Source organism: Streptosporangium sp. G12, assembly GCF_052983175.1.
In genome coordinates this window covers 226598-248255 of sequence record NZ_JBRIQO010000017.1, presented here as the reverse complement: position 1 = coordinate 248255, position 21658 = coordinate 226598, and the positions used below count along the sequence as shown (strand labels likewise).

The 21658-nt window shown below is 70.3% G+C and carries 22 protein-coding genes; 16 read left to right on the top strand and 6 right to left on the bottom strand.

Features of this window, described 5'->3' with window-relative positions; genetic code table 11:
- Both ACVCAG_RS26170 and ACVCAG_RS26165 read left to right on the top strand, forming a co-directional pair.
- Positions 1–81: DUF6766 family protein (locus tag ACVCAG_RS26170; protein ID WP_440086835.1), on the top strand; the 81-nt coding region annotated here is incomplete at its 5' end.
- A gap of 268 nt (positions 82–349) precedes the next feature.
- Positions 350–793 (top strand): DUF4383 domain-containing protein, encoded by a 444-nt coding sequence (locus ACVCAG_RS26165; protein WP_447190466.1) that lies wholly within the window; start codon positions 350–352, stop codon positions 791–793.
- A 431-nt stretch (positions 794–1224) separates the two neighbouring features.
- Here ACVCAG_RS26165 and ACVCAG_RS26160 read toward each other — a convergent pair whose 3' ends face one another.
- Together ACVCAG_RS26160 and ACVCAG_RS26155 are read right to left on the bottom strand one after the other, a co-directional pair.
- On the bottom strand, positions 1225–2205 hold the full coding sequence (locus tag ACVCAG_RS26160) for a glycosyltransferase (protein WP_447190465.1): 981 nt from the start codon (positions 2203–2205) through the stop codon (positions 1225–1227).
- A complete protein-coding gene (locus ACVCAG_RS26155) occupies positions 2202–2726 on the bottom strand; it encodes a D-glycero-alpha-D-manno-heptose-1,7-bisphosphate 7-phosphatase (protein ID WP_447190464.1) in 525 nt (174 codons plus the stop codon). Before ACVCAG_RS26155 ends, ACVCAG_RS26160 begins: the two co-directional genes overlap by 4 nt.
- A 204-nt stretch (positions 2727–2930) precedes the next feature.
- Here ACVCAG_RS26155 and ACVCAG_RS26150 point away from each other — a divergent pair, with 204 nt between their 5' ends.
- From ACVCAG_RS26150 to ACVCAG_RS26100, 11 genes are all read left to right on the top strand, one after another.
- A complete protein-coding gene (locus tag ACVCAG_RS26150; RefSeq protein WP_440086826.1) occupies positions 2931–4571 on the top strand; it encodes a carbamoyltransferase C-terminal domain-containing protein in 1641 nt (546 codons plus the stop codon).
- Positions 4568–5503, top strand: a complete 936-nt coding sequence (locus tag ACVCAG_RS26145) for a glycosyltransferase (RefSeq protein ID WP_440086825.1) — start codon at positions 4568–4570, stop codon at positions 5501–5503. The genes ACVCAG_RS26150 and ACVCAG_RS26145 overlap by 4 nt, the downstream gene beginning before the upstream one ends.
- A complete protein-coding gene (locus ACVCAG_RS26140; protein ID WP_440086824.1) occupies positions 5500–6543 on the top strand; it encodes a glycosyltransferase family 9 protein in 1044 nt (347 codons plus the stop codon). The genes ACVCAG_RS26145 and ACVCAG_RS26140 overlap by 4 nt, the downstream gene beginning before the upstream one ends.
- Before the next feature lie 41 nt (positions 6544–6584).
- Complete coding sequence (locus tag ACVCAG_RS26135; RefSeq protein ID WP_447190463.1) at positions 6585–7733, top strand: glycosyltransferase; 1149 nt, start codon at positions 6585–6587, stop codon at positions 7731–7733.
- 3 nt (positions 7734–7736) lie between these two features.
- Positions 7737–8288 (top strand): SIS domain-containing protein, encoded by a 552-nt coding sequence (locus tag ACVCAG_RS26130; RefSeq protein WP_440086822.1) that lies wholly within the window; start codon positions 7737–7739, stop codon positions 8286–8288.
- 63 nt (positions 8289–8351) lie between these two features.
- Positions 8352–9830, top strand: a complete 1479-nt coding sequence (gene rfaE2, locus ACVCAG_RS26125; RefSeq protein WP_440086821.1) for a D-glycero-beta-D-manno-heptose 1-phosphate adenylyltransferase — start codon at positions 8352–8354, stop codon at positions 9828–9830.
- Between the two features lie 43 nt (positions 9831–9873).
- A complete protein-coding gene (locus ACVCAG_RS26120; RefSeq protein WP_440086820.1) occupies positions 9874–10554 on the top strand; it encodes an SDR family NAD(P)-dependent oxidoreductase in 681 nt (226 codons plus the stop codon).
- Positions 10545–11543 (top strand): glycosyltransferase family 9 protein, encoded by a 999-nt coding sequence (locus tag ACVCAG_RS26115; protein ID WP_447190462.1) that lies wholly within the window; start codon positions 10545–10547, stop codon positions 11541–11543. Before ACVCAG_RS26120 ends, ACVCAG_RS26115 begins: the two co-directional genes overlap by 10 nt.
- A complete protein-coding gene (locus ACVCAG_RS26110; protein WP_440086818.1) occupies positions 11540–12511 on the top strand; it encodes an NAD-dependent epimerase/dehydratase family protein in 972 nt (323 codons plus the stop codon). The genes ACVCAG_RS26115 and ACVCAG_RS26110 overlap by 4 nt, the downstream gene beginning before the upstream one ends.
- Positions 12508–13368 carry a glycosyltransferase gene (locus tag ACVCAG_RS26105; RefSeq protein ID WP_440086817.1) on the top strand — a complete coding sequence of 287 codons (861 nt, stop codon included), beginning with the start codon at positions 12508–12510 and terminating at the stop codon, positions 13366–13368. Before ACVCAG_RS26110 ends, ACVCAG_RS26105 begins: the two co-directional genes overlap by 4 nt.
- A gap of 303 nt (positions 13369–13671) precedes the next feature.
- Positions 13672–14874, top strand: coding sequence for a hypothetical protein (locus tag ACVCAG_RS26100; protein WP_440086816.1), 1203 nt, complete (start codon positions 13672–13674; stop codon positions 14872–14874).
- Between the two features lie 135 nt (positions 14875–15009).
- Here the strand turns inward: ACVCAG_RS26100 and ACVCAG_RS26095 are convergent, their stop codons facing one another.
- The 3 genes from ACVCAG_RS26095 to ACVCAG_RS26085 form a co-directional block, all read right to left on the bottom strand.
- Positions 15010–15591, bottom strand: a complete 582-nt coding sequence (locus ACVCAG_RS26095; RefSeq protein WP_440086815.1) for a hemerythrin domain-containing protein — start codon at positions 15589–15591, stop codon at positions 15010–15012.
- A gap of 283 nt (positions 15592–15874) precedes the next feature.
- Positions 15875–16291 (bottom strand): CBS domain-containing protein, encoded by a 417-nt coding sequence (locus tag ACVCAG_RS26090; protein WP_447190461.1) that lies wholly within the window; start codon positions 16289–16291, stop codon positions 15875–15877.
- Between the two features lie 204 nt (positions 16292–16495).
- Positions 16496–17239: an ANTAR domain-containing protein gene (locus ACVCAG_RS26085; RefSeq protein ID WP_440086812.1), complete on the bottom strand. Its 744-nt coding sequence runs from the start codon at positions 17237–17239 to the stop codon at positions 16496–16498.
- A gap of 242 nt (positions 17240–17481) precedes the next feature.
- Here ACVCAG_RS26085 and ACVCAG_RS26080 point away from each other — a divergent pair, with 242 nt between their 5' ends.
- Both ACVCAG_RS26080 and ACVCAG_RS26075 read left to right on the top strand, forming a co-directional pair.
- Positions 17482–17892 carry an anti-sigma factor antagonist gene (locus ACVCAG_RS26080; RefSeq protein ID WP_440086811.1) on the top strand — a complete coding sequence of 137 codons (411 nt, stop codon included), beginning with the start codon at positions 17482–17484 and terminating at the stop codon, positions 17890–17892.
- Positions 17893–18116: 224 nt separating this feature from the next.
- Positions 18117–19364, top strand: coding sequence for a SpoIIE family protein phosphatase (locus ACVCAG_RS26075; protein WP_440086810.1), 1248 nt, complete (start codon positions 18117–18119; stop codon positions 19362–19364).
- Between the two features lie 43 nt (positions 19365–19407).
- Here the strand turns inward: ACVCAG_RS26075 and ACVCAG_RS26070 are convergent, their stop codons facing one another.
- On the bottom strand, positions 19408–19806 hold the full coding sequence (locus tag ACVCAG_RS26070) for an anti-sigma factor antagonist (RefSeq protein WP_440086808.1): 399 nt from the start codon (positions 19804–19806) through the stop codon (positions 19408–19410).
- A gap of 565 nt (positions 19807–20371) precedes the next feature.
- On the opposite strand from ACVCAG_RS26070, the gene ACVCAG_RS26065 reads away from it, so the two are divergent.
- On the top strand, positions 20372–21136 hold the full coding sequence (locus ACVCAG_RS26065; RefSeq protein WP_447190460.1) for a DUF2637 domain-containing protein: 765 nt from the start codon (positions 20372–20374) through the stop codon (positions 21134–21136).
- Positions 21137–21658: the final 522 nt, after the last annotated feature.

Genomic DNA, 21658 nt, shown 5'->3' with positions numbered 1-21658 from the left:
TCGGTCTACCTGCGCCAGCGTGGCTCCCCGGAGTCCAAACCCGTCGGCACCCCGCACGAGGAGACCGGCGTGGAAGGTTGATGTGCTCCACGTCGGTCTCCTTCCGACCACACATCTCTCCGGACGACCGTCCGAACTGTTTTCCGGGCGATGATTTCCCGGAGCAGGCGACGGGCCACCGGAGGCGGGCGGAAGGAGGCGTGCCGGTCCGCGTTCCTGTTGATGTCCTGGGATCCTGACGAAAACTCGTGTGCCTACTTCCCGGAGCCGGACCGATCTGGAGACGGGTGTAGACCGAATCGACGAGGGCAGCGGAGGGTTCTCCGATCCTTTCTCCGAAGGGGGCGTCATGAGCACAGCGAACACACGAGTACGGACTCCGCTGCAGACAGCGGCCCTGATCATCGGTGTCGTTTTCCTGCTCGTCGGAGTGCTGGGCTTCGTTCCCGGCGTGACGACGAACTACGACTCGCTGGAGTTCGCCGGTCACACCTCCGACGCGATGCTTCTGGGCATCTTCGAGGTGTCGATTCTGCACAACATCGTCCACCTGCTGTTCGGCGTGGGCGGTGTCCTCGCGGCCCGCACCTGGTCGGCCGCGCGCGGCTACCTCATCGGCGGCGGCGTGGTCTACCTGCTTCTGTTCCTGTACGGCCTGCTGGTCGGCCACGACAGTGCCGCCAACTTCGTCCCGGTCAACGACGCCGACAACTGGCTGCACCTGGTCCTGGGAGTCGGCATGATCGCTCTTGGGCTGGCGCTGTCCAGGCGCCGCGCCTCCACCCGGATCTGATTCGTCCGGTCGCCGTGCCGGGTCCCGGCGCGGCGACCGGACCGCCGGCCGTTCCGCCCTCGTGGGCCGTGAACGGCCGGTGCCCTGTTTCCTCATGGCCTCTCCGATCGGCTCCGGCCCGCAGGGCAGGGTGGGGCGGCAGGCGAGGGCGCCCCGCATATCGGCTTCGACGAGGTCGCCGTTGATCGCGAACGCGGCGGTCAGACCGTTTCCGGCCGCGGCGATGACCTGGATGGTCTCGTCGGTGACGTTTCCGGCTGCCCGGACGCGGGTCACGTCCCGTTCGTTCGGCGCCGCCCGATCTCGAAAACCGCGGATGGTGCGGGAGGCGCGTGGGAGGCCGGGCACTCCATGGCGCGTGACGCGCCGTCGTTCACCCGGCATCATGAACCAGGCCCTGTTCCACATGTGCGCGGGCACTGAACCACATGTCAGGTCCACCGGCTGAGTTTCCGTTGGGTGCAAACCTCGCGGAGCAGGAAGTCCCAGTCGGACAGAAAGCGGGCCAGGCCGTAGCGGGTGAGAGCGGCGGCGCGTGCGGCTTTACCGATCACTGCCGCTCGGGCGGGATCGGCGACGAAGCCCTCAAGGGCGGCGGTCAGGGTGGCGACGCGGGTGGAGACGATCCCCGCCCCGGGAGGTACGGCTTCGACGGCTTCGGTGCCGGCGAGAGCGACGACGGGCAGTCCGAGGAGCATGGCCTCGATGAGGGCGAGGCCGAGTGAGGTCCATCGGTAGGGGTGCAGGTAGACGCGGCGGCGGGCGAGCTCGGAGTGCATCACCTCCTGTGGCAGATCCTCGAAGGTCCCGAGGGGAAGGCCGAGCCGCTGCGGCAGGCCGGTCACCTTCATGCCGAAGACGTCGAGCGGTACGGCCTTCGCGAAGGTGGGCAGCAGGTCGGTTCCGGCGACCCGGCGGCGCCGGACGGGCTCGTTGACGACGACGCCCGCGCGAGGGAGGTCACCGGTGTAGCGGTAGCCGGGATCGGGGACGCCGTGTTCGATCACGCGGGTGGGGGCGCGGCCCGAATCCCAGAACAGGTCGTTGAAGTAGGTGACGTGGACCAGCGTGATATCGGTACGGTCGGCGAGGTGGTGCCGGGTGTGCGGGATGGCTCCGGTGGGGGTGTTGTGCTCGACGTATACGGCGGGAAGGTCGTGGCCGGGGCGGCGGCCGAGCCAGCGCTCGACGAGATCGGCCTCGTGCGGCCGCTGGAGGACGACCGCGTCGACGTCCTCTTCACGTAACCGGTCCCAGGAGACCTCGCGCACGTTCGGCGGCCACGGGTAGGTGAGCGCCCGGCCGCGTCCGTCGGGGCCCCGGCCCGGGACGACGGGCACCAGGTAGTCGTGGCCGCCCTGGACGAACGCGGTGGCCCACGAGCCATGCACATGCCACAGCAGGATTCTCATCGGATCACCCTCTCCACCGCTGTGACGAGATCGGCGGCGGTCTCGGGCGCCGCCGTCACCTCCTGGGGCAGGGTCTCCGGGGTCGGCACGAGAATGCCTCTCGCTCCGGCCGCCCGGGCGGCCTCCATGTCCCGGCCGATGTCTCCGATCACCACGCAGTCGCGGGCGCTCACGCCGAGGACCGCCGCCGCCCTCAAGATGAGCCCGGGGGCGGGCTTACGACACCCGCACCCGTCGTCCTCGCCGTGTGAGCACACCGCCCAGACGTCGAACGGCCCCAGGAGCGCCTCCACCCGGGAGTTCACCTCGTACAGTTCCTCGACGCCGATGAGGCCCCTGGCCACGCCCGACTGGTTGGTGACCACCCCGATCGGCACGCCTGTTCGGCGGAGCCGGTCCAGCGCGGCCGGCGCGCCGGGCATGGGCCGCACCCGGCGGGGATCGCGGTTGTGGGGGACATTCACGATGAGGGTGCCGTCGCGGTCGAAAAGGACGGCGGCCGGTCGTTTTCGGTTGGACATCAAACCTCTCCCGCTCCTGAAATTTCACGCCTGTTCTCTGCGAGAGCCGCCGTTACCCAGTCAGAAAAACACTGAAACCCCACAGCGACTACTCAGTGTGACAAAATACAGTCTTATTGTTCCTTAAGTGGGGTTATGTCCGAATTCCTCGTTTGAGAAGCGCTGCTCTCGGTAGTCATTAGGTAGCTAACGAGAGGCCACTCCATGAGATTTCTCGGCATAAATGCGATCTTTCATGATCCGGCGGCAGCCCTTGTCGTCGACGGGGAGGTCGTCGCCGCCGCGGAGGAGGAGCGTTTCAGTCGGCGTAAGCACGGCAAGCGCCCGGTTCCCTTCTCCGCCTGGGAACTGCCGGAGCGCGCCGCGGCCTGGTGCCTGGAGCAGGCGGGACTGCGGCCCGAGGACCTGGACGCCGTCGCCTACTCCTACGACCCGGACCTGGTGCGGCCGGGCGGGCCGGGTCTCGACGAGGGCTGGGAGGACCTGCGCACCACCTATGCCCGCAGGGCGCCGGCCTTCCTGGCCACCGCCCTGCCGGGCCTGGACTCCGCACAGGTCCGATACGTGCCCCACCACGTCGCGCACGCGGCCTCGGCGGGGCTGGCCGCGCCGTACCGGGACTCGGCGGTGCTGGTCTGCGACGGACGAGGCGAGGCGGTCTCCCACCTGGCCGGGCACTACCGCGACGGGGAACTGACGATCCTGGCCGCCCAGGAGCTGCCGCACTCCCTCGGGCTGATGTACGAGGAGGTCACCGAGCACCTGGGCTTCCTGCGCTCCAGCGACGAGTACAAGGTCATGGCCATGGCCTCCTACGGCGAGCCGCGCCACCTGGGTGCGCTGCGCGAGCTGATCCACACAGACGGCGAGGGCGGTTTCCGGGTCGAACCCGTCGACTGGGGCGGCTATGCCAAGGCCCTGGCCAGGGGTGAGTCCTGGACCGAGGAGCACGCCGACCTCGCGGCGAGCGTCCAGAGGTGCCTGGAGGAGGTGCTGCTCGACCTCGCCCGCTGGCTGCACGGCCGGACCGGCGATCGGCGCCTGACCATGGCCGGAGGCGTGGCGCTCAACTGTGTCGCCAATACGCGGCTGCTGGCCGAGGGACCCTTCGAGGAGCTGTGGGTACAGCCGGCGGCCGGTGACGCGGGCACCGCGCTCGGCGGCGCGCTGCACCTGGCCCAGGCCTTCGGCGAGCCGGCCGCGCCCATGCCGGGGGCCGATCTCGGTCGAGGCTGGAGCGACGAGGAACTGGCCGCCTGGCTGCAGGTGGCGCGGGTGCCCTATGAGCGGCCCGCGGATCTGGCCCGCGCGGTCGCGGCGGAACTGGCCGCCGACCGGATCGTGGCCTGGTTCCAGGGGCGCAGCGAGTACGGGCCGCGGGCGCTCGGCCGCCGCTCGCTCCTGGCCCATCCGGGGTGGGAGGCCAACACCGAGCGGCTGAACGACGTCAAGGGCCGCGAGCAGTTTCGCCCCATCGCCCCGATGGTGCTGGCCGAACGGGCTCACGAGATCTTCGACGGAGGTCCCGTCCCCAGCCCCTACATGCTCTTCGTGCACAATGTCCGGCCCGAGTGGCGCGAGCGGATCCCGGCCGTCGTGCACGTCGACGGCACCGCCAGGATCCAGACGGTCGACCGGGCGCACGACCCGCTGCTCGCCCGGACGCTGGAGGAGTTCGAGGTACGCACCGGGCTGCCGGTGCTGGTCAACACCAGTCTCAACACGGCGGGAAGGCCGATGGTCGACGACCCCCGTGACGCCCTGGAGTGCTTCGGCTCCGCGCCGGTGGATCTGCTGGTGCTGGGCCCGTACCTGATTCGCAGGGGGGAGGCGTTCGCTTCGTGATCACGGTGGTGATTCCCACGATCGGTCGTCCCAGCCTCGCCGCCACGCTCGCCGCGTTGGCGGCGCTGGGCCCGGAGACGGCGGTGATCGTGGTCGACGACCGCCCCGCGGGCACGTCCGCCGAGCCGCTGCGGGTGCCGGACCACGTCCGGCTGCTGCGCTCGGGAGGACGGGGGCCCGCCGCGGCCCGCAACACCGGCTGGCGTGCCACCGAAACGCCCTGGGTCGCCTTCCTGGACGACGACGTGGTGCCCCAGCCCGGCTGGGAGAAGGCGCTGCGCGCCGATCTCGTCGGCCTGCCCGGCGAGGTGGGCGGCAGCCAGGGGCGCATCGAGGTCCCGCTGCCGCCCGACCGGCGGCCCACCGACGCCGAGCGCAACACCGCGGCCCTGACCGACGCCGGGTGGATCACCGCGGACATGGCCTACCGGCGCGACGTCCTGCGCAAGGTCGGCGGGTTCGACGAGCGCTTCCCCCGGGCCTACCGCGAGGACGCCGATCTCGCCCTGCGCGTGACGAAGGCCGGATATCGGCTGGTCCGGGGCGAGCGTGTCACCCGCCACCCGATCAGGGACGACGGATTCTGGGCCAGCGTCCGCCTCCAGCGTGGCAACGCCGACGACGCGCTGATGCGCCACCTGCACGGTCCTGCCTGGCGGGCCGCCACCGGAGCGCCCGGTCGCCTGCGCAGGCACGCCCTGACCACCGGTCTCGGCGCGCTCGCACTCGCGACGGCGGTGACGCGGCCCAGGTGGGTGGCCGCCCTGGCCGGGACGGCGTGGGCGCTGCTCACCGCGGAGTTCGCCTGGAGGCGCATCGCTCCCGGGCCCCGGACGAAGGAGGAGGTCCGGCGAATGGTGATCACGACGGTGCTCATCCCGCCGGCGGCGTGCGCGCACCGCCTCCGCGGTGAGCTGCGGGTGCGGCGATGACCACCGCGACGGCCGGCACCGTTCTGATCGCCCGCCCGGACAACGCGGGCGACGTCCTGCTGGCCGGGCCCGCGATCCGCGCGGTCGCCGAGGGCGCGCGGGAGGTCGTGCTGATGGTGGGACCGCATGGCCGGGCGGCGGGGGAGTTGCTGCCCGGAGTGTCCCGGGTGGTGGAGTGGCGGACCCCGTGGATCGACCCCGAACCGTCGCCGATGACGGGGGCGCACGCGCTGCGGCTGCTGCGGATCCTGCGGAGGACGGCCCCGGAACAGGCATTGATCCTCACCTCGTTCCATCAGTCGCCGCTGCCGCTCGCCCTGCTGTTGAAGCTGGCCGGGACGCCGAGGATCGCCGCGATCTGCGGTGACCACGCCGGCTCGCTGCTGGATCTGCGGCACATCGTCGACGAGACTGTGGACGTGCCGGAGGCCGAGCGCATGCTCGACCTGGTCAGGGCGGCGGGGTTCGACCTGCCGCGGGGAGACGGCGGAGCGCTCGCCGTACGGCGTCCGCTGCCCGAGGCCGGCCGTCTCACCGGGCCGCCCGGCTACGTGGTCGTGCATCCCGGCGTTTCGGTCCAGGCCAGAGCGTGGCCCGCGGAGAGCTGGGCGCGGGCGGTACGGGACCTGGTTCGCGCGGACCGGCGGGTCGTGGTGACCGGTGGCCGCGCGGAGCGGGCACTCACCGCGAAGGTCGCCGGGACGCACGCCCGCGACCTCGGCGGGAGAACCTCCTTCGCGCAGCTGGCCGCGGTGCTCGCCGGAGCGTGCGCGGTCGTCGTCGCCAACACCGGCCCGGCGCATCTGGCCGCGGCGGTCGGCACGCCGGTGGTCAGCCTGTTCGCCCCGGTCGTTCCGGCTGCCCGCTGGGCCCCGTACGGCGTGCCGACGGTGCTGCTCGGTGATCAGCAGGCCCTCTGCCGGGGCAGCCGGGCCAGGGAGTGTCCCGTTCCGGACCATCCGTGCCTTTCGTCGGTGGACAGCGAGCGGGTCGTCGAGGCCGTCGATCGCCTGACGTCCGTGAAGGAGGTCGTTCGATGAGGATCGCCTTGGTATCGGAACACGCGAGCCCGCTCACAGCCTTGGGAGGCGTTGACGCCGGTGGGCAGAACGTTCACGTCGCGGGGCTGGCCGTCGCGCTGGCGGGCAGGGGACACGAGGTCGTCATCCACACCCGCCGTAGCGGGCGGGACCAACCGGACACCGTGGTCATCGCGCCCGGCGTGACCGTCGAACATGTTCCCGCGGGCCCTCCGGAGCCGCTTCCCAAGGACGAGCTGCTGCCGCACATGCCCGCCTTCGCGGCTCACCTCACGCGCAGGTGGGCGACCGGCCCCCCGGATGTGGCCCACGCCCACTTCTGGATGAGCGGCCTGGCCACGCTCATGGCCGCGCGGGATTGCGGGATACCGGTCGTGCAGACCTTTCACGCCCTGGGCACCGTCAAGCGGCGCTGGCAGGGAGCGGCCGACACCAGCCCGCCGGAGCGGATCGCCATCGAGGCCGACATCGGGCGGCGAACTCACGCGGTCATCGCGACCTGCGCCGACGAGGTGCGGGAACTGCGGGCGATGGGCATGTTCGAGGGGAAGATCGCGGTCGTTCCCTGCGGGGTCGACCTGGACCACTTCCGCCCCGACGGCCCGGTGGTGTCCCGGGACGGCCGGCCACGCATTCTCAGCATCGGCCGCATGGTGCCGCGCAAGGGTGTCGACACGATCGTCCGGGCGTTGCGCCACGTGCCGGACGCCGAGCTGGTGATCGCCGGCGGCGCGCCCGACGACGACGAGAGCGGGCGGCTGCGCGAACTGGTCACCGGCCACGGCCTGACCGGCAGGGTGCGTCTGATCGGCAGCGTCGGCCGTGAGAGGGTCCCGGCCCTGATGCGCTCGGCCGACGTCCTGGTGAGCGTGCCCTGGTACGAACCGTTCGGCATGGTCCCGGTGGAGGCCATGGCCTGCGGGCTGCCCGTGATCGCCTCCGCCGTCGGCGGCCACCTGGACACGGTCGACGGCTGCGGTGTGCTGGTGCCTCCGCGCCGCCCGCGAGCCCTGGCCCGCGCGTTGAACGACCTGCTGACCCGCCCCGGCCTGCGAGAGACGATCGGAACGGCCGGAACGCGGCGGGCCCGCGTCCGATACGGCTGGCCCCACGTGGCCCTCCAGACCGAATCCGTGTACCGGACTCTGATCAGCGGCCGGCTGGACCGGTTCGCCGTCGCGGAAGGCTGAGCCATGCACCCTCATCTGTCCCGGCTGAGCGCGGCGCTGTCGGCCGTGGACGGCGAGATCCCCAAGATCTACACGTGGGGAGGCAAGCTGGCCGCGGTGCTGAGCGGCGGCGGCCGGCTGCTCGTCTGCGGAAACGGCGGCTCCGCCGCCGAAGCCCAGCACCTGACCGCGGAGCTGGTCGGCCGCTACCGCGACGACCGGCGCCCGTACGCGGCGATCCCGCTGCACGCCGACACCTCCTCCGTCAGCGCGATCACCAACGACTACGGCGCCGAGCAGACATACGCCCGCCAGGTGCGGGCGCATGGAAGGTTCGGTGACGTACTGATGTGCCTGTCCACCAGCGGCACGAGCCGCAACGTGGTGGCGGCCGCCGAGGCCGCCCGCCAATGCGGCCTCACGACCTGGGCGCTGACCGGCCCCGCGCCCAATCCGCTGGCCGAATTCTGCGACGAGGCCTTCGCGGTGCCCGCCGATGACACCGCCACCGTGCAGGAGGTGCACCTTGCGATGATCCACGTGCTCTGCGAGGCGATCGAGGAGGAATGCTCATGACCGGCGGAGCCAGGACTTCGACAGGCACGGCGCCTCCGCTGCTCTCCCGCCGCGGGAGAGCTCATGATTAGGCCGATCGTGGTCCTCGGGGACTCGCTGCTCGACGTGGACATCGAAGGTGACGCCGAACGGCTGTGCCCGGACGCCCCGGTTCCCGTCGTCGACGGGCGGTCAGAGCATCGGCGCCCGGGTGGCGCCGGCCTGGCGGCCCTGCTCGCCGCGCGCGACGGCGCCGAGGTCGTCCTGGTCACCGCGATCGGGAACGACGCCTCCGGCCGGTGCCTGGAAGATCTGCTCGCCGATCACGTGGAGGTGGTGGGGCTGCCGCTGCGGGGCACCACCGTATGCAAGACGCGGGTCCGGGCGCGAGGGCAGACCCTGATCCGGATCGACACGGGTGACGGCTGGGCGCAGGGCGCCGAGGGGGACGAGCGCGGCCCGCACCACATGAGTCACGGCAGGCTCCGCTACGACCTCGTGGACGGGCCGCCCGGTCAGGGCCTCGCCGACGAGCGCGTCGCCACCGTGCTGCGGGCCGCCCGGGCGATCCTGGTCTCCGACTACGGCCGCGGCGTCGCGGAGCTCTGCCGTGACCTTCTGCGGGATCTCACCGCACCGGTGATCTGGGACCCGCATCCGCGGGGCGCCCTGCCCGCGCTCGGCTGCGCGCTCGTCACGCCGAGCGAGCCCGAAGCCCGGCTGCTGTGCGCCGAGCCGTGCAACACCCCGGACAGGATCGCCTACGACCTGGTCCGCGATCTCGGAGCGGAGGCGGTGGCCGTCACGCTCGCCGAGCGAGGGAGCGTGCTCGCCTGCCGGGGCGGCCAGCCCGTCCGGATCCCGCCGCCCGCGCTCGTCACCGGGCGGGACTCCTGCGGAGCGGGCGACAGATTCGCGAGCGCGGCGGCGCTGGCCCTGGCCGAGGGCGCCTCCACCGAGGACGCGGTCGCGACGGCGGTCGGCGAGGCCACCCGATTCGTCGAACAGGGAGGAGCCGCGGCGGTCCGGCTCCCCAGGCCCGCGCGGCGGCGCCGGTCATCGACCCCGCGGGCGGACGCGCCCCCGGTCTCCGGCCCGGAGAGCCTCGCGGGTTCGGTTTCGCGAACGACGGCCCTGGTCCGGGCCGCCGGGGGCAGGCTGATCGCCACAGGGGGCTGCTTCGACCTGCTGCACGCCGGCCATGTCAGCCTGCTGCGCCGAGCCAGGGCCCTGGGCGACGCGCTGATCGTCTGCGTCAACTCCGACGAGTCCGTCCGGCGCCTGAAGGGACGAGGCCGCCCCGTGGTGAGCGAACGCGACCGGGTCGAGGTGCTGCGGGCGCTGGAGTGCGTGGACGCCGTGGCCGTCTTCGACGACGACACCCCCTGCGTGCTGATCGGCCATCTGCGCCCGGATGTGTGGGTGAAGGGCGGTGACTACACCGGTCGCGAGATGCCCGAGACCGAGGCGGTTCGGCGGGCCGGCGGCGAGGTCGTGATCCTGCCCAGCGTCCCCGGACACTCCACGACCGGTCTCATCGCCGCGGCGCAAGCGGCTTCATGATCTGAAACTTCACAAAGGGAACTTCGCGACCGAGGAGAGGCACATGATGGGGAACATTCTGATCACCGGTGGCGCGTCCGGCCTGGGGCGGGCGGTCGTGGTCGCGGTCGCCAAGGCGGGTGGCAGGCCCCTCGTGGTCGACGTCACCGCGCCCGAGGCGGGCGTCGACCACGTCGTGGCCGACGTCTCGGACCGCGAACAGGCGGAGCGGGCCGTGCGCGAGCTCGCCGAACAGGCCGGCGGGCTCGACGGCGTCGTCACCGCGGCGGGCATCGACGCCTGCGGGGCCCTGTCCGACGTCCCGGCCCCGGACTGGGAACGGGTGATCCGGGTCAACCTGCTCGGCACCGCCTCGATCGTCCGGGCGGCCCTGCCGTACCTGCGGCGCTCCGGAGGCCGGGTGGTCACCTGCGCGTCCACCCTGGGTCTGCGCGCGGTGAGTGACGCGACCGCCTACTGCGCGGCCAAGTTCGGCGTCGTCGGGTTCACCCGGGCACTGGCCGCCGAGCTCGCCGGACAGGTGGGGGTGACGCTGCTGGTGCCCGGCGGCATGCACACGAACTTCTTCGCCGATCGGGACGAGCGGTACCGGCCCGGCCCCGACGCCCGGCTCAACCAGCCCGAGGACGTGGCCGCCACCGTGCTGTTCGCCCTCGGCCAGCCCGCCGGCTGCGAGATCCGGGAACTCGTCGTCTGTCCCGCGACGGAGACGTCATGGCCGTAGATCCGGGAACCGCGGACGGAAGGACGCCGGAAGAACGTCACGGTGCCGGATGCGCCGGAGCGGTCACGACGGCACCGGTTTTGATCGCGCTCCGCGGGCTCGGACTCGGCGACGTGCTCGCCGCGGTGCCCGCCCTGCGGGCACTGCGGCGCTCCCACCCCGCACACCGGATCGTGCTGGCCGCGCCGGCCCTCCTGGCGGGCCTGGTGCCGCTGATCGACGCCGTCGACGAGCTCCTCGACGTGTCCGGAACCGGGCCGGTGCCCGTCGACCGCCCCGACATCGCGGTCAACCTGCACGGCCGCGGCCCGCAGAGCGTCGCCGCGCTGCGCCGCACCCGCCCGCGGCGGCTGCTCACCCACGCGCATCCCGGCTTCCCTGACGCGCAGGGGCCGCCGTGGCGGTGTGACGTCCACGAGACGGTCCGATGGTGTGCGTTCCTGGAGTGGTACGGCATCGCGGCCGATCCCACCGACCTGGCTCTTCCCGCGCCGCCCTCGAAAACGACCGGTCACGTGATCGTCCATCCGGGTGCGGCCAGCCCGGCCAGACGCTGGCCGCCGGAACGATTCGCCCAGGTGGCCGCCGCGCTGAGTCGTACCGGATGCCAGATACTGATCACCGGGAGCACGGCCGAGCGGGCCCTCGGCCGGAAGGTGGCGGCGCTCGCCGGGATGCCGGACGGATCCGTCCTGGCCGGTCGTACGGACGTCGGAGCGCTGGCCACCCTCGTCGGATCCGCGCGGCTGATCATCTGTGGCGACACCGGCGTGGCCCACCTGGCGACCGCGTTCGCCACCCCCTCCGTGGTGCTGTTCGGTCCTGTCGCACCGGCCCTGTGGGGGCCGCCGGCGGGGCCGCACGTCGCCCTGTGGGCCGGGCGCAGCGGCGACCCCCACGGGTGCCGGCCCGACCCGGGCCTGTTGGAGATCGGCGTGGGGGAAGTCCTCGACGCCGCGGGCGATCTGCTGGAGGCGAGCGTGAGATGAGCGCGCGACGGGTGGTGGTGACCGGCGGTGCCGGATTTCTCGGGTCCCATCTCTGCGAACGTCTGCTTTCGGCGGGGATGGAGGTGATCTGCATGGACAACTTCCTGACCGGCTCGCCCCGGAACGTGGAGCACCTGATCGAATGGCCCTCCTTCCGGTTGATCGAGTGTGACCTCATGGGTTTCGTGCACGTTCCCGGAGAGGTGGGCCTGGTGCTGCACCTCGCTTCCGCGGCCTCGCCCTCGGACTATCTCCGGTACCCGATCGAGACGCTCAAGGTGGGCAGCCTCGGCACGCTGCACGCCCTCGGCCTGGCCAAGGAGAAGGGCGCCCGGTTCCTCCTGGCCTCCACGAGCGAGGTGTACGGCGACCCCCTGGAGCATCCGCAGCGGGAGACCTACTGGGGCAACGTCAACCCCGTGGGGCCGCGCAGCGTGTACGACGAGGCCAAGCGCTTCGCCGAGTCGCTGACCACGGCCTACCGCAACTCCCACCGGGTCGACACCGCGATCGTGCGGATATTCAACACCTACGGGCCGAGGATGCGGCCGCACGACGGCCGGGCCATTCCCACCTTCATCCGTCAGGCGTTGCGCGGTGAGCCGATCACCGTGACCGGCGACGGCAGCCAGACCCGCTCCATCTGCTACGTCGACGACACCGTCGAGGGAATCCTCGTCATGGCTCGCAGCGGGCTGGAGGGACCCGTCAACATCGGCAATCCCGCGGAGTTCACCATGCTCGGCCTCGCCGGCAAGATCCGCGATCTGGCAGGCTCCGGCTCGCCCGTCCGCTTCGTCGACCGGCCCGTGGACGATCCCGCCGTCCGGTGTCCCGACACCTCCCAGGCCGCCGAACGGCTCGGCTGGCGGCCTCGGGTGGACGTGGTCAGCGGGCTCCGCCGTACCATCGACTGGTTCGCCGGAGAACTTCAGAGCCACCGTGAAAGCGCGGACGCCGGCTTGTGAATCCGTTCCCTCGCGTCACGGTGGTGGTGGCCACCCGCGACCGCCGCCATGACCTGGAACGCTCGCTGCCGCACCACGAATGCCCGGTCATCCTGCTCGACAACGGTTCCACGGACGGCACCCCGGCCTTCGTCCGGCGACGGTTCCCGCACATCCAGGTCGTCGAGCTGGGACGCAACCTCGGCGCGCCGGCCCGCAACCTGGGCGTGTGGCTCGCACGGACGCCTTACGTCGCCTTCGCCGACGACGACTCCTGGTGGGAGACCGGGGCGCTCGAACGCGCCGCCGGCGTGCTCGACGCACACCCGCGCCTGGCGGTGCTGGCAGCGCGCGTGCTGGTGGGCCCGGAGAAGCACCTGGATCCGATATGCGCGGACATGGCCGAATCCCCTCTCGCCGCCGAACCGGATCTCCCCGGCCCGGTGATTCTCGGGTTCCTGGCGTGCGGAGTCGTGGTGCGCCGGAAGGCGTACCTGGCCGCCGGCGGTTTCGACGACATCATCTTCTTCGCCGGAGAGGAGGAGCGGCTCGCGTCGGACCTGGCCACGGCCGGCTGGGGACTGGCCTATGTCCGGGACGTCATCGCCCACCACCATCCCTCGGCCTCCCGCGACTCACGAGGGCGACAGGCCCTCGCCGTCCGTAACGCGGTGCTCAACGCCGTCCTGCGCCGGCCGTGGCCGGTGGTGACGCGGGTCGTGTTCACCGCCGCCCGCGGCGGCCCGGCCGGGTGGCGAGGGCTGGGCGGTGCCCTGCGAAGGCTGCCCCGGGCGCTTGTGTGCCGCCGTACCCTTTCGCCTCTCCTGGAGGAGGCACGGAGATCGCTGGAGGCCTTCAGGAGGGAACGATGCCCGTAGAGACGTTCCCCGTGATCGTACACATCCTGATCATCGGATCGTGAGAGTCCGCGGGAAAGGTGTTCCCATCGGGGACGTCGAAGGTCTCGCCCGAGTCCCGGGCCGACGCCGTTGAGCCGTGTCGCTCCGGCCGAGGGCTACGTACGCGTCGGTGACCAAGGACCCCGGCGTGAACCACGAGACGCCGCGCGCGTGTGGGAGCCGGCGCCGACGCCCAGCGTGAGACCGCCGCCGGATTAGGGGACGCGGAAGGGGGTAACGGCCTTTGCTCACACTCCTGACTACTTTTCAGGAAGGGACGGCATGACCTTCAATCCATTACAGGAGCGGGGCATCCCGCTCGATCGGCAGCTGCGCAACTGGAGTGAGCTGAACGTCACCCCGATCGATCCCGACCACGGCGACCCCTACACCCGGTGCCGGATCATCGCGCTGAACGGCATCGAGGTCGAGGCCATCATGTTCAGCCACCAGTTCGCCCGGCACTGCCCGGACCCGGCCGTCAAGCAGCAGCTCGCCCAGGTGCGCTTCATCGAGGCCCAGCAGCAGAAGGTGGTCAACTGGCTACTGCCCGGCCTGGCGTCGGTGCTGGAGACCACGATCGCCTACGAGCAGGTCGCCGTCGACCTGACCGCGTGGGTGGCGCGGATGGAGCCCGACCCCTACCTCAAGCAGGCCTACCAGTTCGGGGTCCTGGAGGACTTCGACCACCTGTACCGCTACGCCAATCTGTACGAGATGATCGAGCACCGCAGGGCCGAGAAGATCGTCGACAACCTGACCGAGGTGATGCCGGGCCGGCCCACCTACCTGCATCACCGCCACCCGGTCGACAACCTGCGCGAGCCGTACGACAAGAGCGCCACCGCGCCGATCTCCAAGCTGCACGCGCTGACGATCATGGCGGCCGAGCAGCAGACCATGAACTTCTACATGAACGTCGGCCCCACCTACATGGAGCCGATCGCCCGCCGGCTCTACCAGGAGATCGGGCTGATCGAGGAAGAACACGTCACCCACTACGAATCGCTGGTGGACCCGGGCGAGACGTGGTGGGAGATGCTGCTCCACCATGAGTACAACGAGTGCTACCTGTACCACTCGTTCATGGAGACCGAGTCCGACCCGAAGATCAAGGCGATCTGGGAGCTGCACCTGAACATGGAGCTGGAGCATCTGCGCATCGCCGCGGAGCTGTTCAAGCGCCATGACACCCGCGACCCGCAGGAAGTCCTCGCGCCCGCGCTGCCCGCGCCGGTGACCTTCGAGCCGAACAAGGCCTACCTACGCGAGCTGCTGGCCACGCAGATCGACTTCACCACGATCGGCACCGGCTACGTCCAGGACATGCACGAGCGGTTCGAGAAGTACCAGGAGGCGATCATGGGTGGTGAGAAGCCGCCCAGCGAGATCGTCATCGACGAGAACCGTGGCAAGTCCGGCCGGGAGTACCGGCTGGAGACCGAGGGCCCGCACCCTGTGGAGGCGCTGCGCGCCGACCGGTGAATCCCGCTGCCCGGGTGCCGGGCCCCGGAAGAGGTCCCGGCACCCGGGCAGCGGATGGAACCTCGCCCGACGTGTGCGGCCCGCGTTCCCGGGCCGGGAAACGCGAACCGCACGCGCGCCGGGCCGACGGCTCGCTCAGCCGCTCTTGCCCATGGCCTGGCGGATCACGTCACGGGCCCGGTCCATCATCGCCACCGGCGTTCCCACCAGCAGGTTCTTGGTCGCCGACTCCACCCCCGGATGCGGGTGGGTCGGCGCCATCGCCTCGGCCGCCTTCACCCCCACGGCCATGGCCCGGCGCTCGGCCGCGCTCGTCTGGGCGCGCAGCTGGGTGAACTCGTAGCGCTCCTCACTGCGGGCGTGAGCCGTCACCGCCCCCCGCAGCACCGCCAGGTTCTCCGCGAACCGCGGATCGTCGGCGCCGGCCTTGTCCATCTCCATGAGCAGCTGCTTGGCCTCGTTCTCCTCGGCCAGGCGGTCGTCCACCACCGCGTCGCCACCGTCGATCTTGTGGCGCGCGTACGGGTGGACGATCTCCTCCTCGGCCGTCTCGTGCACCGCCAGCAGCCGCACCAGGCGCTGGAACGCCTCCGGCCGCTCGCTCGCCGAGGCCTTCTCCACCTCGTCGAACAGGTCGCGGATCAACGCGTGCTGGGCCAGCAGCAGATCCACCACGTCGTCTTCGCCCATCAGTTCGGGCACCGTCTGATCAGCCATGACTCCCTCTTTTCTCCGGCTCTCCCCCTGTCCGAACTGCCTTACCCGCCCAGCGCGAAAAATCCATGCGGGGACACTGGAAGAGAACTGAACACGGCCGGCGACTTCCGTACAGACGTTCCCACCGGCGGCTCGTACGAGGTGATCGGGATCGTCGGGTGGCCGGGATCGAACCCCGGCCCCACACGATCGTGACATCACCTCCGCCGACATCGCCTCCCGACGAGGAAGAGCGGCTCACCCACCTGGGGTGGAGCCGCTCTCATCCCCGTCAGGGCGCTGTTCAGTCGCTGGTCAGCGCGTCGAGGAGGTCGCCGACCGGTGCGTCGGGCAGGGCACGGGCCACATCGGCCAGCGCCACCATCCCCACCAGGGTGTGACCGTCGATGACCGGCAGGCGCCGTACCTTGTGCGAGGCCATCGTGCGCAGGATCTCCCGGGCGTCGTCGTCGGCGCCGATGGTGACGGGCTTGCCCTGGGCCAGCTCGCCGACCTGGCACGCCTTGGGCTCCCTGCCCGCGGCCAGCACCTTCACCACGATGTCACGGTCGGTGAGCATGCCCTGCAGCCGGTCGTCGGAGCCGCAGATCGGCAGCGAGCCGACATCCAGCCGGGCCATCTTCTCGGCCGCCTCCAACACCGTCTCCTCGGCGCGCGCGCACTCGGCGTCCGGAGTCATGATCTCTCGTGCCGTGGACATACCTCGCTCCCTTCTTCGCTCCCGCCTGAAGCGGACGGTTCCCGTTCGCGATTCGCCTACCCCTGGCCTCCATCCCCACACCACCGGCGACGAAGGGCCACGAAGCGCGGGAACAAAGCGTCGTCACCCAGTGAGCGGAAAAGGTGCGCCCAACAGGGGTGAAACCGCCGGCGCCGCTCGCCGTGGCCGTCAGAACGCGGTGATCTATTCGGGGAGGTCGAAGGTGCCGGGGCCGGGGGCCTGGCCGCCGACGGTGGCGACGATCTCGGCGGCCAGGTCGCGGACCTTGAGGTTGCGGTTCTGTGAGGCGCGGCTGAGGATCGCGAAGGCGTCTGCGGCCGGGCAGCGCTGCTGGGCCATCACGATGCCGATCGCCTGGTCGATGACGCTGCGTGAGGCCAGCGTGGCGCGCAAATCCTCGTTCAGCTTGGACTGGTCGGCCAGGCGCAGACCCAGGGCGACGGCGCCGGCGGCGGTGCCGGCGAACAGCCGCATCCGCGCCTGGACGTCGTCGCCGAAGGCGCCCAGGTGGGTGTTGTAGAGGTTGTAGCCGCCCACCTGGCCACTGGGGCCGTTCAGTGGCAGCGACAGGCAGCTGCGCACGCCGTGGGCGAAGGCCTCGGTGCAAAAGGAGCGCCAGCGCGGCTCGGCGGAGGTGTCGGCGATGTGGTTGGTCTGCCCGTCGGCCAGGGTGTCCAGGCAGGGGCCCTCGCCGGTGCGGTACTGGATCTGATCGACGGCCAGGGTGAGATCGTCACTGCTGGCGATCGTCACGGCGCGCTCATCGCGCACGACGGTGATCCCGCACATGCTGCCCTCGGGCAGCGCGGCCACGGTCGCCACGGCCAGCTCGTGCAGGAATCCCTCGAAGGTGTCGGTCGACACCAGCCGCGACAGCAGTCCGTCCGACCATGCCGGGTCGGAGGCGGAGGTGAATGACGACGACATGGCGGGCCTGCGGGTTTCCGGGGCTACGGCCCAACGGCCACCGGCGACGAGGCGTCCGAATGACGCGTGCGAAGTGCCCTCGGCAACCCTGCCAGCCTTGCACGCCCCAAGGAATGGTCACGCCGCTCGGGGCGGGTAAAATAGGTGCCGGTCCAGAGACGCGGCCGCCTTCCCGTCATGCCCGCGAAGGTGAACGCCTGATGTCTGCCGACCAGATTCTCCCATCCCCGCTGCCACGGCCGATGACCGATGATTCTGACGTGCTGCTGGAGGTGCGGACCTGGCGGCTGGAGTCGCTGCGGGTTCTTCGCCTTCTGGGTGAGCTGGACGCCTTCACCGCCCCCCGTGTGCGCGCCATCCTCGATGAGGTGGTGGGCGTCTGCCATGAGCTCAGGCTGATCGTGGATCTCACCCAGCTGACCTTCATGGCCTCGACAGGGCTGGGCCTGCTGCTGGAGATCCGGGACCGGGTCGGCGAGCGCGGGGGACACCTGATCGTGATCCTCGCTCCAGGCAGCCGTCCCCGGCGCCTTTTCGACCTGACCCGCCTGACGGATCACTTCGAGGTCGCAGAGAGCCTGAGAGAGGCGGTGCACGCCCTGCGGCAGATGGAGCACGCCCCGATCCGTGATGGGACCGGCGAGACACCGTAGGCACTCCCGCCCGCCCGTAGGCCGGCTGGTAACGCCCGAAAGGCAGCGAAACGGGGTGGGGCGGCCGTATCCGAACGCGCCTTTAAGGAGGGCTGCTCCACGGTAATTCTGCGGCAAAGCGAATAATCGTGTCGTAGGGGACGAAGGGATGAAAGGTCGGCGAAGGTGGGTGAGCACATGTCGGCGGTAGCACGGAGGTGACGGCCTCCCCCGGCCCTGAGCGGATGCTGGTAGGGCTGTTGCGGGCCAGTCATCTGGCGGCTTTGGAGCAGGTTCCGAACCTGGTCGGCGAGCACGCCGCGTCCGCGGGCCTGACCGAGGTGCTGATCTACCTGGCGGATCTGCAGCACACCGTGCTGCGCCTGTTGACCGGTGAGGGTCAAAGCGGCGGGAAGGGCGCGAGCACGGAGATCGCCGAGTTGCGCGTCGACGCGACCTTGGCCGGGCGGGCCTTCCAGGAGGTGCGAATCCTGGCCGGCACCGGCACCGACGGTGGTGCCGCGGCCGACGAGGGGCCCGGCGAGAGCGCCGGTGACGGTGCGCGGCGGTGGTGGGTGCCGCTGCTGGACGGCACCGAACGCCTGGGAGTGCTGCGCATCGGCGTCGAGGCCGGTGCTGACGCGCAGATCCAGGACAACATGCGGGACCTGGCATCGCTGGTGGCATTGTTGCTGGTTGACAAGCGCCCCTGCAGTGACTCCTACGCCCGGCTGGTCCGCACCCGGCCGATGCACGTGGCCGCGGAGATGCAGTGGACGCTGATGCCGCCGCTGACCTTCGCCGACCACCGGGTGACCATCGCCGCGGCGCTGGAGCCGGCCTACCAGGTCGGCGGGGACGCCTTCGACTACGCGCTGGCCGGCGATGTCGCGCATCTGGGGATCTTCGACGCGATGGGCCACGACGTCTCGGCCGGGCTGAGCGCCAACCTGGCGGTGGCCGCCTGCCGCAACAACCGCCGCCAGGGTGCCGACCTGGCCGCGAACAGCGAGGCCATCGAGCAGATCCTGATCACCGAGTTCGGTCAGGCCACCCGTTTCGTCACCGCGATCCTGGCCGATCTGGATCTTCGCACCGGGGTGGTGTCGTGGGTCAACCGCGGCCACCACCCGCCGGTGGTGATCCGCGGCGGCCGCTGGGTCGCCACCTTGGAATGCCGGCCGGCCCACCCGATGGGCCTGGGCCTGGGCCTGGAGGTCACGATGTGCCAGGAGCAGCTGCAGCCCGGGGATCGAGTGGTGTTCTACAGCGACGGCATCACCGAGGCCCGCAACGCCGCCGGCCAGGAGTTCGGATTGAGCCGGTTCGTCGATTTCATCATCCGCCGCACCGCCGACGGCCTGCCGGCACCCGAGACGCTGCGTCGTCTGGTGCGCGGTGTGCTGGACTACCACGACGGTCACCTCCAGGACGACGCCACAGTGGTGCTGGTGGAATGGCACGGCGACGGCCACGAGCGGCTGCACCTGTGAGAGGCGGCGCCTGAATCGGCAGGGCCGGACCCGCGCTAACGGATCACCGGGCCATCGGGTCATCGGGGTGATGGCCGGCTGCCCGCAACGCCTCATCCAGGTCGGGATGGATCTCGAAGGCGGTGTCCAGGCCGGTGAGGGACAACACCCGCTCCACGGCGCCGTGCACGCCGCTGAGCATCAGCCGGGTGCCCGTGGCCTGGCTGTGGCGCAACGCCGCGATCAGCACGCTCAGCCCCACCGAGTCACAGAAAAGGACCCCGGCCAGATCTACGATCAGCGCCGCCGGCGCCTCCGGCAGCTCCCTCACCTGGAACAACCGCTCGCGTAGCACCGGCGCGAAACGGAAGTCCAGTTCCCCCGCCACGCCGATGACGGCCACGTCCTGGCGCAGCTGCAACGCGGCGGTGAACGGCGAGCTGGGATGCGGCCCGGACATCATGCTCCTCAGCTCCTCAGCTCCTCGCGTACGCCGTTGACGCAGACGTCCCTTCCTTCCTACCAGCAGCAATGAGGTAAGGAGCAGGGAACCGCGGAGCAGAAGAGCGACGTCTGTCGAAGCATCGGCCTACGCGCAGAATTCGATCCCGGAAACAAGAAAGTGCGGGCCGAGGTGAACCTCGATCCCGCACCGTCTGGCAAATCCCATTGGGATTTGGGTTGGTGTCCGAGGGGGGACTTGAACCGTTCGCCCATCTCCTGAGCAGCACCGACGCTCCGTGGCTGGACCTCTCATGCCCGGAATAGGCGCGCGGAGAGGGGGCGGTGCCCACACCCACCTCAACGAGATCGGGTCCTACCTCGCGGCACACGCCCATGCCGGGAAAGCCCAGCAACCGCCAATTCAGGATCCTCAGCAGACGATCTCAACTGCGCTCAGGGCAGCGGTGGTAAGGGGGCAGGAGCTCGGTGATCGCCGCACCGAACCCCTTCCTGTATCCCAGCAACCTGATCAACCCGGAAGCCAGGCCGTGCGCCGCCCTTCGACACCAGAAATCGCCGGGGAGGTGATTCCGGTCGAAGGGGCTTGGGTCGAGCGCACTCAGCGCGATCAGCACGGGGACCGGATCATCCTGGGCTTTGCGGTGGCTGTCCTGCTGGCGGTCGCCGGCGCGGCCGCCTACGTCTCGTACCACCACTTCTACGGTCTGGCGATCGCTCTGGGTGAGCGGCACGACATGGCCATTCTGTATCCGGCGATGTCCGACGGTGTGATCGTCATGGCGTCGCTGGTGATGGTCTACTGCTCGCGTCGTCGGCTACGTGTTCCGGTGCTGGCATGGGTGGCGCTCGCATTGGGCGGGGCGGTGACGCTGGCGGCGAACGTGGCGCACGGCTGGTCCGGCGGGCTCGGGTCGCGGCTGGTCAGCGCTCTGGCACCGCTGGCCTTCGCGGGTGCGTACGAACTGCTCATGTGGATCGTCCGGAACACCCGGCAACCGTCCACCGAGACGCTGGCCAAGGACCACGTGTGCCAGCCCGTTGAGACTCTCGTTGAGGTGGAACGAGTGGTGCCGCTGCTGCCCACCGACCGGTACGAGGCGGCGCGGCTCACCTACATCGAGAGCCTCAGTGAGGGCAATCAGCGGGTCGGCCGACGCCCGCTGATGAGCCGATGGGGACTGGAACAGCGTGAGGCCGAGGAGATCATCGCCGAGGTGGAGAAGGAGCGGGCCCACGCCATCAAGGCGAAGAGCGTCGAGGTGGTTAATTCGAAGAGTGTCGTGTCGCCGCTGGACGGCCCCCATCCGACTGGCACGAGCGAGGCCTGAGGCGACGTAATGAAGGACATCGGTAACGGGGTGGTCAAGCCGCCTTCCAGTCGTCCAGCTCGGTCATCGGGCGTCCTCTCAACTTGAAACGATCAAGGCTCTGGGTCGCGATAAAGCATTTATCGCGACCCAGGATTGACGCCGAGATCATTTTAGATTCCGCGGAGCATGGGCGCGTGCAACTGAACTCCGCTTGCGACTAGAGGATTCGTATGTCCGAAGCAACGGCAATCATTCATGTGGATACGTCACCGACAAGCTAGAGATCCTCCTCCTCAATGGAGGAGGTGACGCCAGGTAGCAGTTCCGATTTGAATAAAAGCGATCTGGTATGTGAGGTGGTGAGGTGTCAGGGATTCGAATCCTGAACCTACGGATTAAAATTATGTGGACTTAGTGTCCGCCAATGCCGCAGGCTATCCGTTTCTATTAGACCGCCCGGATTTGCCACTGTCAAAGTCCCCGCTGGTAGTGCGCAATGTCGCCCCGTATCACGCACCAATGAGCAACCGCCGAGCAGTC

Coding starts and splice junctions, on each gene's coding strand:
- ACVCAG_RS26165 (WP_447190466.1), top strand. CDS start 350: ATGAGCACAGCGAACACACGAGTACGGACTCCGCTGCAGACAGCGGCC.
- ACVCAG_RS26160 (WP_447190465.1), bottom strand. CDS start 2,205: ATGAGAATCCTGCTGTGGCATGTGCATGGCTCGTGGGCCACCGCGTTC.
- ACVCAG_RS26155 (WP_447190464.1), bottom strand. CDS start 2,726: ATGTCCAACCGAAAACGACCGGCCGCCGTCCTTTTCGACCGCGACGGC.
- ACVCAG_RS26150 (WP_440086826.1), top strand. CDS start 2,931: ATGAGATTTCTCGGCATAAATGCGATCTTTCATGATCCGGCGGCAGCC.
- ACVCAG_RS26140 (WP_440086824.1), top strand. CDS start 5,500: ATGACCACCGCGACGGCCGGCACCGTTCTGATCGCCCGCCCGGACAAC.
- ACVCAG_RS26130 (WP_440086822.1), top strand. CDS start 7,737: ATGCACCCTCATCTGTCCCGGCTGAGCGCGGCGCTGTCGGCCGTGGAC.
- rfaE2 (WP_440086821.1), top strand. CDS start 8,352: ATGATTAGGCCGATCGTGGTCCTCGGGGACTCGCTGCTCGACGTGGAC.
- ACVCAG_RS26120 (WP_440086820.1), top strand. CDS start 9,874: ATGATGGGGAACATTCTGATCACCGGTGGCGCGTCCGGCCTGGGGCGG.
- ACVCAG_RS26115 (WP_447190462.1), top strand. CDS start 10,545: ATGGCCGTAGATCCGGGAACCGCGGACGGAAGGACGCCGGAAGAACGT.
- ACVCAG_RS26110 (WP_440086818.1), top strand. CDS start 11,540: ATGAGCGCGCGACGGGTGGTGGTGACCGGCGGTGCCGGATTTCTCGGG.
- ACVCAG_RS26100 (WP_440086816.1), top strand. CDS start 13,672: ATGACCTTCAATCCATTACAGGAGCGGGGCATCCCGCTCGATCGGCAG.
- ACVCAG_RS26095 (WP_440086815.1), bottom strand. CDS start 15,591: ATGGCTGATCAGACGGTGCCCGAACTGATGGGCGAAGACGACGTGGTG.
- ACVCAG_RS26090 (WP_447190461.1), bottom strand. CDS start 16,291: ATGTCCACGGCACGAGAGATCATGACTCCGGACGCCGAGTGCGCGCGC.
- ACVCAG_RS26085 (WP_440086812.1), bottom strand. CDS start 17,239: ATGTCGTCGTCATTCACCTCCGCCTCCGACCCGGCATGGTCGGACGGA.
- ACVCAG_RS26080 (WP_440086811.1), top strand. CDS start 17,482: ATGACCGATGATTCTGACGTGCTGCTGGAGGTGCGGACCTGGCGGCTG.
- ACVCAG_RS26075 (WP_440086810.1), top strand. CDS start 18,117: ATGCTGGTAGGGCTGTTGCGGGCCAGTCATCTGGCGGCTTTGGAGCAG.
- ACVCAG_RS26070 (WP_440086808.1), bottom strand. CDS start 19,806: ATGATGTCCGGGCCGCATCCCAGCTCGCCGTTCACCGCCGCGTTGCAG.